Below are 2,578 nucleotides of genomic sequence, written 5' to 3' on the forward strand. Positions count from 1 at the left end.
ATCATTTCAGGTGTCATCTTAAGCGGTTTTCTTACACTTCTTCGGCGAAACAAAGCCCGCTCATGAGCTTGTTTGTGTCTGTAACCTCGCTTACCTGTATTTCTAGAAAGCTCTCTTGAAATCGTAGATTGCGATAAATTAGTTAGCTCAGCAATACTTTGTTGCGTAAAACCGCTTTTCTTTAGAACGGCGATCTGGCATCTTTGCGCATAGGTCAGTTGTTTGTAATGTCTCATTGTAAAATCTCTTGCCGGAGAAAAAGCAGTTAGCTTATGAGCAACTGACCACTTAATCTAGCCAAAACAAGTTATGCACTTACAATTTGAATCTAGGTATTAAATTAACTCTATAAATTTGATTATTTACTGCAATAGCAGACTTAGATTGATAAACTTAGCCGCAATCTTAATCACAAGGATCTGAACTTTGCGAAACAGAATTTTTCTACTTTCTACTCTTTTTTGCGCTATGAGCGCATCAGTTAATGCTGAGCCATGGGTAAAACCCGATGATTATGGTCTAAGAGCTGATATTCAACAATTAGCTGATGCCGGTGTTATTTTAGCTCCTGTAACTACCTATCCGCTTATGTGGAAAAGTTTTATAAGCGATGTGGAAAGTATGCCGCTGGAGCAATTATCTCCAAGCTTACAAGATGCTTTACTTCGCGTTAAACATCGATATAAATCAGAAAATAGTAGCTCACATAGTCTTCAATTATCAGCTTTTGCAGCCACAGATCCAATCATAGTAACAAGCTTTGGTGCAACAAATACTCAAGAAACAGAGCTTTCTGCAGCTTACGCTTATTTAGGCGATAACTTTGCAGCTAAAGTAGCTATAAATTATAGAAAAGACGGTAAAAAATGTTTAGTTGATGGAAAAACGACTGACGATATAGTTACCAACGAGCAAGCTTTAACCGATTGTAACGATACCTCACTTGATGATAGTTACTTAGCTTACCGTTTAGGTAACTGGATTTTTAGAGCCGGTGCTGTTGAACAATTTTGGGGACCTGGTGTTGATAACAGCTTAATTATGTCAGGTAATGCGAAACCTTTACCTGCACTAAGTGTTACCAGAGAAAAAAGTACTGCTTTCGATACACCATGGCTGAGCTGGATTGGTCAATGGAGCTTTACTGCACAAATGGCTAAACTTGAGTCTACGCGTGTTATACCTGATGCTTTACTGTGGAGTACTCGTGTTAATTTTCGCCCTATTCAACAGTTAGAAATTGCACTTAGCTGGTCTGCACAATGGGCCGGTGACGGACAGCCTGGATCTGCTGGTGACTTTATTGATCTAATTACAGGCAAAACAATTTGCGTTGATAACAATGATAACTGTGCAACCCAATTAGGATCAAAAATAGGTAATCAATTAGCTGGTATTGATGTTCGTTGGTCAGGCGTACTTTTTAATCAATCATATGCTTTATATGCAAGTACTATAGGTGAAGATTCAGGTTCATACTTTAAACCCGTTGATAGAGCGTACTTATTCGGAGTGCAAACCACGCAGAGGATTTATGAGCAGAATATCTTAATAAATTTAGAACATATAGATACAGGTGTTGCTTGCTTTATCGGTACAGATGAAAATATAGAGAATTGCTACTATGAACATCCATCTTTAGAGTATAAATCTGGCTATCGTTACCACGGCCGCACTATTGGCTCAACTTACGATAATGATACGCAATCCGTAGTTTTAACATTACTTGGCCAACTTTCTAACGGAGATGACTGGCAAGTGAAATTACGCAATGTTGATTACAATAGCGATAACAGCGATCTTTATCCTAACAATCCTGACTTAGGTAACACTATTACTAAAACAGGGTTTAACTCTAAGCAATTAGAACTGCGTTACAGAATGCTCTCTATGGGAGGACGCGTCACTTTAGGTGCTTTTGCATCTAACAACGACGGTGCTGAAAACGATACTTCTGCATTTGCCAAGTACGAATATAACTTTTAATACGTTATTTGTAATAAAGTAACGTATTAAAAGTAAGAAAGGGATGAAAGCAGTGTTTTCATCCCTTTTTTGTATTTTTTAGCAAACTAAATCACGCGGATTCAAATCTGAAGTGCATAACGTTTAGGCGGCTTTAGCCGCCAAGTGATCCTGCATCAATTTTGCAGGCGTTTCAAATCCAAGTGTCTTCCTCGGACGATTATTAAGTTGCTCAAGTACGGGTATAACTTGTGCTGGTGTTACCGCCTTAAAATCTGTGCTCTTCGGCNCAATACTGGCGTAGTAATCCATTCGTGTTTTCATTCAATCCGCGCTCCCATGAGTGATAAGGGTGAGCAAAATAAACAGGTACACTTAAAGCCTCTGTGATTTGCTCGTGATAAGCGAACTCTTTTCCATTGTCAGCTGTGATGCTATGAAGCGCTGACCTATATGGCCTTAATAGTTCTATCGTCGCCGCAGTGACGGCTTCCGCTGTTTTTCCTGCCACCTGAGTTGATACAGTGAATTGGGTGACCCGCTCTACAATGGTAACAAGGGCGCCTCGATGACCTTTACCTATGACGGTATCTATTTCCCAATCTCCGATACG

The 2,578-nt window shown here is 39.6% G+C and carries 2 protein-coding genes and 1 pseudogene; 1 reads left to right on the forward strand and 2 read right to left on the reverse strand.

Going from position 1 to position 2,578, the window contains the following annotated elements; translation table 11 throughout:
• Positions 1 to 236, reverse strand: a 236-nt coding sequence (locus tag GQR45_RS21200) for a helix-turn-helix domain-containing protein (RefSeq protein WP_165726867.1), incomplete at its 3' end; no start/stop codon positions are given.
• Positions 237 to 468: 232 nt separating this feature from the next.
• Between GQR45_RS21200 and GQR45_RS21205 the strand changes: the two genes are divergently transcribed.
• Positions 469 to 1,986 carry a capsule assembly Wzi family protein gene (locus GQR45_RS21205; protein ID WP_165726941.1) on the forward strand — a complete coding sequence of 506 codons (1,518 nt, stop codon included), beginning with the start codon at positions 469 to 471 and terminating at the stop codon, positions 1,984 to 1,986.
• Between the two features lie 271 nt (positions 1,987 to 2,257).
• Here GQR45_RS21205 and GQR45_RS21210 read toward each other — a convergent pair.
• A pseudogene (locus GQR45_RS21210) lies at positions 2,258 to 2,578 on the reverse strand (IS30 family transposase); the annotation flags it as partial.

The organism is Pseudoalteromonas sp. SA25 (assembly GCF_011378705.1).
GTDB classification, from domain to species: domain Bacteria; phylum Pseudomonadota; class Gammaproteobacteria; order Enterobacterales; family Alteromonadaceae; genus Pseudoalteromonas; species Pseudoalteromonas arctica.